The sequence below is a fragment of the Flavobacterium sp. genome, assembly GCF_044338735.1.
Lineage (GTDB): Bacteria > Bacteroidota > Bacteroidia > Flavobacteriales > Flavobacteriaceae > Flavobacterium.
This window is the reverse complement of the sequence record NZ_JBIIWV010000119.1, coordinates 1-6,510: the sequence shown is the minus strand read 5'-3', so window position 1 is coordinate 6,510 and position 6,510 is coordinate 1. Positions and strand designations below refer to the sequence as shown.

At 32.9% G+C, this 6,510-nt stretch carries 9 protein-coding genes; all 9 read right to left on the bottom strand.

What is annotated here, in order from left to right; all coding sequences use genetic code 11:
* Window positions 1-372: 372 nt before the first annotated feature.
* The 9 genes from ACIQZC_RS08095 to ACIQZC_RS08055 all read right to left on the bottom strand — a co-directional run bounded on the left by ACIQZC_RS08095 (window position 373) and on the right by ACIQZC_RS08055 (window position 6,497).
* Window positions 373-996, bottom strand: a complete 624-nt coding sequence (locus tag ACIQZC_RS08095) for a hypothetical protein (protein ID WP_396138727.1) — start codon at window positions 994-996, stop codon at window positions 373-375.
* A gap of 214 nt (window positions 997-1,210) precedes the next feature.
* Window positions 1,211-1,510, bottom strand: a complete 300-nt coding sequence (locus tag ACIQZC_RS08090; protein WP_396138726.1) for a type II toxin-antitoxin system RelE/ParE family toxin — start codon at window positions 1,508-1,510, stop codon at window positions 1,211-1,213.
* Window positions 1,510-1,755: a type II toxin-antitoxin system ParD family antitoxin gene (locus tag ACIQZC_RS08085; protein WP_396138725.1), complete on the bottom strand. Its 246-nt coding sequence runs from the start codon at window positions 1,753-1,755 to the stop codon at window positions 1,510-1,512. The genes ACIQZC_RS08090 and ACIQZC_RS08085 overlap by 1 nt, the downstream gene beginning before the upstream one ends.
* A 487-nt stretch (window positions 1,756-2,242) precedes the next feature.
* Complete coding sequence (locus ACIQZC_RS08080) at window positions 2,243-3,592, bottom strand: hypothetical protein (RefSeq protein WP_396138724.1); 1,350 nt, start codon at window positions 3,590-3,592, stop codon at window positions 2,243-2,245.
* 6 nt (window positions 3,593-3,598) lie between these two features.
* Entirely contained in the window at window positions 3,599-4,078 is a 480-nt protein-coding gene (locus ACIQZC_RS08075; RefSeq protein ID WP_396138723.1) for a T9SS type A sorting domain-containing protein, read from the bottom strand.
* A 201-nt stretch (window positions 4,079-4,279) separates the two neighbouring features.
* Complete coding sequence (locus tag ACIQZC_RS08070; protein WP_396138722.1) at window positions 4,280-4,735, bottom strand: VOC family protein; 456 nt, start codon at window positions 4,733-4,735, stop codon at window positions 4,280-4,282.
* On the bottom strand, window positions 4,736-5,311 hold the full coding sequence (locus ACIQZC_RS08065) for a DUF1572 domain-containing protein (RefSeq protein WP_396138721.1): 576 nt from the start codon (window positions 5,309-5,311) through the stop codon (window positions 4,736-4,738). It abuts the gene before it with no gap.
* A 190-nt stretch (window positions 5,312-5,501) separates the two neighbouring features.
* Window positions 5,502-6,218, bottom strand: a complete 717-nt coding sequence (locus ACIQZC_RS08060; RefSeq protein ID WP_396138720.1) for an SDR family NAD(P)-dependent oxidoreductase — start codon at window positions 6,216-6,218, stop codon at window positions 5,502-5,504.
* A gap of 186 nt (window positions 6,219-6,404) precedes the next feature.
* Window positions 6,405-6,497 (bottom strand): hypothetical protein, encoded by a 93-nt coding sequence (locus tag ACIQZC_RS08055; RefSeq protein ID WP_396138728.1) that lies wholly within the window; start codon window positions 6,495-6,497, stop codon window positions 6,405-6,407.
* Window positions 6,498-6,510: the final 13 nt, after the last annotated feature.

Below are 6,510 nucleotides of genomic sequence, written 5' to 3'. Positions count from 1 at the left end.
GATATTCTGTGTGGATACCAAACTTTTGAGAAACTTTAAATGTCCCAAAATAATTATACCATCCGATAGTATTATGGTTGTTTATTCTAGAATTTTGAGCATTTATTGAGCTTGAAAAACTTAATAATAGCATAATGTAAAAAACTATTTTTTTATTCATTTTACGTTTGATTAAGGTGTTCGGTTTACCGGTTTATCTCTTTTATATTGTATGTTCTTTTCAAAATCGTCACTAACTTTATAGTTTGTATGACAAACTAGCAAGCTTTATAATTATTTGTTTCCAATAAGTTAATATTTCTAGCGGCAAGCAAACGTGAATTTACCACAAAATTCGCAATTGCGAGATAAGGTTGTTAACGGTTATTTTTATTATTCATCCCAAAATGCTTCGGTTAGATAGAAAACAGTGTCTATAAAATATAATACTTCATTTCTTGTCAAAACATTTTCATCATGTAAATCTTCCAAAATAATTCCTAATTCGCGATTGATGTAATCATTATTGCGATTGTTTTCAAAGCCATTTAGAGTTAAAAATTCTTTGACTTGTTTTAAATCTGTATTAGCTGTTATTGAAACATAAGCTTGTTGAACGACTGCATATAAAATGTCATTATCTTTTGTAAAGCCAATTAAATCATATGCTGTATCAGGAAAGAAATAATTGTGAAGCAATAAATTATAAAAATAATCTTTCCAAGAATTATAATAAATACTATCATTTAGTTTAAGCACATTTTCAGTATCCTTTAAATATACTTTTTGTTCGGCACCTTCACTAATATATTGAGTTAGATCAATAGATATCCAAAGATTTTTTTCAGAAATATAATTTTCTAAACTCTTTGTTTCTTGTTTTTTGAAGTGCTTTTCGTATTTAATGATTGCGCCTGTTTGCGTGCCATAGTTAAGGTAACTGGCGATTGATTGGATAATTGTTCCAAACCTAATTTGGCTCTTTCCTGAAAAGACATTGTGTAGTTCATGTTTCAAATGATTTAGCATCAACAAATATAAACAAACTTTTTAATTATTGAAAAGTCATTGATTTTTACGTTTACAAAATAACCAGCGGCGCTTGGCGAGGTTGCGAACTTCGTAACCGTTTATTTTCTGTTAAAGATAAAAATTCTTGCGAAACGTAAACGTGAACTTACAACAAATTTCGCAATTGCGAGAAACTGCTGTTAGGCGTTCGCTTTTCTGTTTATTCGCTTATTCTATTTTTTATGTCCATTCTTTCGTGTAAAATTCTAACAACTTCCATTTCTGTATTTTCAGTTTTCTTGTAAAACAATAAATGTGATTTCACTTTTGAATATTTATAATCTTTTCTAACGTTTCCAAAATCTTTTGTTGTTCCAAAATTTTCCGAAACATATTCTATTTCATCAACAATTAAATTGTAATATCTGTTTGCTTGTTCAACAGACCAATTTTCTGCCGTATAAATCCAAATATTATTTAAATCTTCAAGAGCTTTTTCACTGATAATATATTCTGCCATTATTTTTGGAAGTTTTTATTCAGCATTGCTAAATTTTCATTTCTGTTGAAATCTTTTATTTTTTTGCTTTTCTCTCCAATTTCTAATTCGCTGATTAAAGATTTTTTTTGAATTTCTTCTTCTTCAAAATGTCGCAATGCAGTTCTAACAACTTCACTTACAGAACTATATTTTCCTGTTGCGATTTGTCCGTTTATAAAATTTTCATAATATTCTCCAATTAATATTGATGTATTTCGTGCCATAATTTAAAGTTTATAGCAAATATACCAATTTATGGTATTCGAACAAAAAATTTCTGTTTTATTTATGTTTTTCTGTGCGCCGCGACAAAGTGACGTCTAACGTTTTCGGGCTTGGCGAAGGTGGCGATTTTCACCACAAATGTTGATGCGGAGAACCAATGTTTGATTAACCACAAATGTGTCTGCGGAGCACTGAACCGCCACTTTTGCCAAACCCGTGTTATGCCTTCGTTGTTCTTTTCTTCAGTACAAAATTTGTTTGCTTATGCCATCCATTAGTAAACTTGTGTTTATACTCCTTTGAAAAATCTTTGGTACACTCAAATATTTTCAAAATAAGTTTATACGTATCTCGGTAAACCTGTAAATCATAATACTGTAAATCGTCAGCAAAAAGTGTACTGATTTAGTCAAAAACTAAGAGAGTGTTTTCAAAAATTATTAAATTTGAATTATTATGAAAACACTTCATAAATCTTTTACTAATTTATTGGCAAATTCCACCTACACACGTTTGACCCGGAGGACATACAAAGCCACATGCCCCACAATTATTATTATCAATTTGAAGGTTTACTTCGCAACCATCAATATTATTACCATTACAATTTGAATATCCTGTATTACAACTTACTATTGAACAATTTCCAGATACACATCCCGATGTAGCATTTGGAAGAGCACATACGTTTCCACAAGCTCCACAATTACTGGCAGAAGTAGTAATATTAATTTCACATCCATCTACTGAAGAGCCATTACAATTAGCATACCCTGAGGCACATCCAAAAGAAATGATAACCTGATCTGAAAAAGTGCTACAGCTATTTGATATTGACCATTCCAAAGTATAAATTGTTCCAAAAACTCCTGTAAATAAAGAATTTGGGTTACTACTATTTGTAATAGCACCTCCAGCTCCTGATTGAATTGTCCATAGACCTGTTCCGATAGTTGGAGTATTTCCTTGTAAAGTATAATTTAATGTCGGGCTATTAAAATCCACTCCAGCATTGGATAAAGTTGGAGATGGTACACACGCTCCTTCACATATACTAATCCAAGAAGCGCCGCTCCATACTTCAAAGCATTTTGTAGTAATATTAAAAATCACTAATCCTTGAGCGGGCGATACAATTGCATTACGCTCTATAGTAGTCATTCTTGGTGGTAAAAAACCCTTAGTAGTAGATTTAACATCTAAAAGTGAAGATGAGTCTGGTGCATTATTATTTATGCCTACACTATTACCATTATTATAAATAAAATTATTATTTAAAACCCATTGTGATCCATCCCAAAAAATAGTATTACCCAAAGCACTGCCTGAAGCAATAACCCCAGCCGGACCTGTAGCCCCTGGTATTGGAACACAATAACCGCCCGAACAAGTAAATCCTGGACCACATTCAGATGGTAATGAACAAGTATTTGGGCCTGCTTTTTCTGCAAACAAGGCATAAGGAACACTCATCAGTTGGCTTGTGCCTACTATAGTGTAACTAGTACCTCCTGTTGGATCGGTTTCGGTTTTAATAAAATAAGGGCCCATTGCCCAATCGATGGTAGTAAAATTTCCAAAAACAACAGTCCCTGTCCCAATTTCTAAACTTACTAAACCATTGGCGTTGGTGCTTGGTGTTTGGGTTTCTACATATACAGCCGTACCAGTTGGTGAACCTTGCAAAATGCTTATTTTCATTCCAACAGGTGTAGAGGTTATTAATGCATTACTACTATTGCGAATTACAGCTTGGTAACTCATTTTTTGTGGGGCTTGGGCAAATACGCTTGCTGTTAATAATAGCCCAGCTAGTATTGAATATATCTTTTTCATAGTTTTTTAGTTTTTAATGATTTTAAATGTTTTTACTTCGTTGTTATTGTTGCTTACTTTTAAAAAATAGGTGGCAGTAGGTAAGTTTTCCATTGCAATGGTTTCGCTAATGCTTATTATTTTTCGCCTTTCAATTAATTTTCCGCTTATGTCATAGAGTTGAAAGTTCAAAGTTGAAAGTTCAAAGTTGCCCACATTTAGCGTTAAATAATTGGTAGTTGGGTTTGGGTAAGCTGATAATCCTAAATTAATGGAATTGTCTTCTATACCCAGCACAATAGAAATTTCGTAGGGTTGTTGCACGCCTTGTGCTACCGAACCTGTGGTTCCTGTGTTGGTGGTATAAACAATTTGCCCTACAGAATAAGCAACGGCTCCTCCGCTACCCGAAGCATCACCGCCTGTGACGGTAGTTGCTTGTTGTGCTTGTGCTGTTAGCCCGAGGCCTAACAAAAAAACACTCAATTTTACTTTTTTGTGTTTCATTTTTTTTGTTTTAATTGTTATTATTTTCGTTTTGCAATTATTACTCTTTTTTTTCTGTCTGTCGGTTTATGTTTACGCTGTCGTCTTTACAATGAGGCATAACGGTTTGCGTGCAGGCGATCGTAACCCTGTGTTGCGCCTGCGGCAGGGTTATGGCGCTTGCACGCTGTTAGGTGCAGTTATTTTTATTTGGTTTATTTATTAAATTTTTGTGTCCCTTTCCCATTCTTCAAAGGTTATAATTCCTAATTCTGGTTTTGGTTGTCCTTCTATAATAGAAATAAATTCTAAACAATGTCCATCTGGGTCGTCAAAATAAATTGCCAATGCTGGCATCCAAGAAAAAACCATTGGTATTTCATTATTGTCTTTAAGGAAATTATACGGGTTTAAATTTCGTTCTTTTAAAAATGAGATTGAGTTATTTAAAATATCTTCCTTGTCGCAACGAAAAGCAAAGTGCATTTTTACAATTTCTGATTTAGGTTTTTCCCAAAGTCCTAACATATATTCTTGTGGTTTTCCAACCCAAAAAAATGCAATTCTTCGTTCATCATTATAGCCACACTTTTCAAGTCCGAGCACATTTTGATAAAACTCAATTGAAGTTTCTAAATTTTCTACATTTATATGAGTTTCATAAATTCCTTTTATCATTTAAAGAGTATTTTTATCGTTTATATATTCGTCCGTAAAATGTTGTTTTTGTTTCGGTTTAGCAAATTTGTCAGCGTTATATTCTTTTGAGTTTCCTTTCGGTATTGAAAGTGAAGTCCAATTTTCATTACACAATATTTTTCCGATAAATACAATTTGTCCAACGTGATATGGATAATGTGCAAGTTGTCTATTTATCGCTTCTGTAATTGTGTGTCCTTGATTTCTTATAAATATTTCTTTTGTCAAATCGTTTTCTGTCAACGGATTTATAGCGTTAAATAAGCAAGTCCAACCTTCATTCCATTTTTCTAAAAGTTCAGTTCTGGTTGTAATATCGTTGTCAAATTCTGCGTCTCGTTGTCGCCATTCTTTTTCGCCGTCAGTTGTTAAAAAATCTGTCCAACGTGAAAGCATATTTCCCCACAAATGTTTTACAATTGTAGCAACGCTATTACTTTCTTCGTTTAGTTGTTTAAAAAGTTGTTCGTCTGAAAGTTGTGAAAATGTTTTTTCTCCGAGCATTTTGTAATACTCAAACTGTTTTTTCGCACTGTCTAAAAAGTCGTTTGTCATAACAATTCTTGGTCGTTAGTTTTCTGTCGGCTTGAGTTCGGCATAATTGCCACCAACGTTCCGCAGCTACACGAGGTGCAAGGCTTCGTGACTGCATATTTTCTATTTAAGTAAAAAGTTCAATGCGAAACGGCAATTCCACTAAATCCTTGCATCTTGTGTAACTGCTGTTGTGCGTTCGTTGTTTTATTTACATTTTGTCGTAAATAAAATTTGGAATTCTTTTCAATATTGTTGCAATTATTCCCCAACGTTTTGTTACATAAACTATTTTTCTCTTTTTTGATATTGCGTTATAAATCTGTTTTGATGCTTTTTCAACTGACGCAACCCAAAATAAACCTTCGCCTTTAGCCATTTCGGTATTTACAAAACCTGGTCTAATGTCAGTGACAAATATTTTCATTTTTAAGTTTTTTGCTTTTTGACGTAAACCTTCCAAATAATTTATTTGATACGCTTTTGTCGCATTATAAGAAGTTGCTTGTCTACTTCCTCTGATTCCCGCAATCGAACTAATTGCAACTAAATGACCAAATTTTTGTTTTTCGAAATAATTGAAAGCCCAATCTGCAACGCAAGTAAAACCTAAAACATTTGTTTCGATAGTTCCTTTTTCGATTGCAAAATCTAAATCTACATTTATATCTCCAATTCCAGAACTTATTATCAGTAAATCAATTCCACCAATTTCTTTTGTTAGTTCAGTTAATTTAGTTTCAATTTTTTCAATTTCGGTTATGTCAAAATTCTTTATTCTGTATAATTTTGGATTCTCTTTTTCGATTTCGGAAAGCAATTCAATTCTTCTTCCAGTAATTCCAACTAAATATCCATTTTCGGTTAATAATTTCGCAAGTTCTTTTCCAATTCCAGAGGTTGCTCCAATTATTATTGCTTTTTTCATTTTTAGTATTTTTTCTGTTTTTTACGATTTCGCCCACAATGACGCACAACGGTCCGCGGCTTTGCGCAGCGCGGGTTTCAGAACTCTAAGGTATCAAAAGGAACGCGAACTTCCAAGCAACTTGATGACTTTTTGAAACACAAATCCCCGCGTTGCGCAAAACCGCTGTTAGCGGTTCGTTGTTTATTATTCCTTTATCAATTTTATAGAGCAATTATTATTTCCAGACGATTTAATGGTAATAAAATAAACACCCCTAGTTAAATCAGAAATATTAATATTTTTAACATTG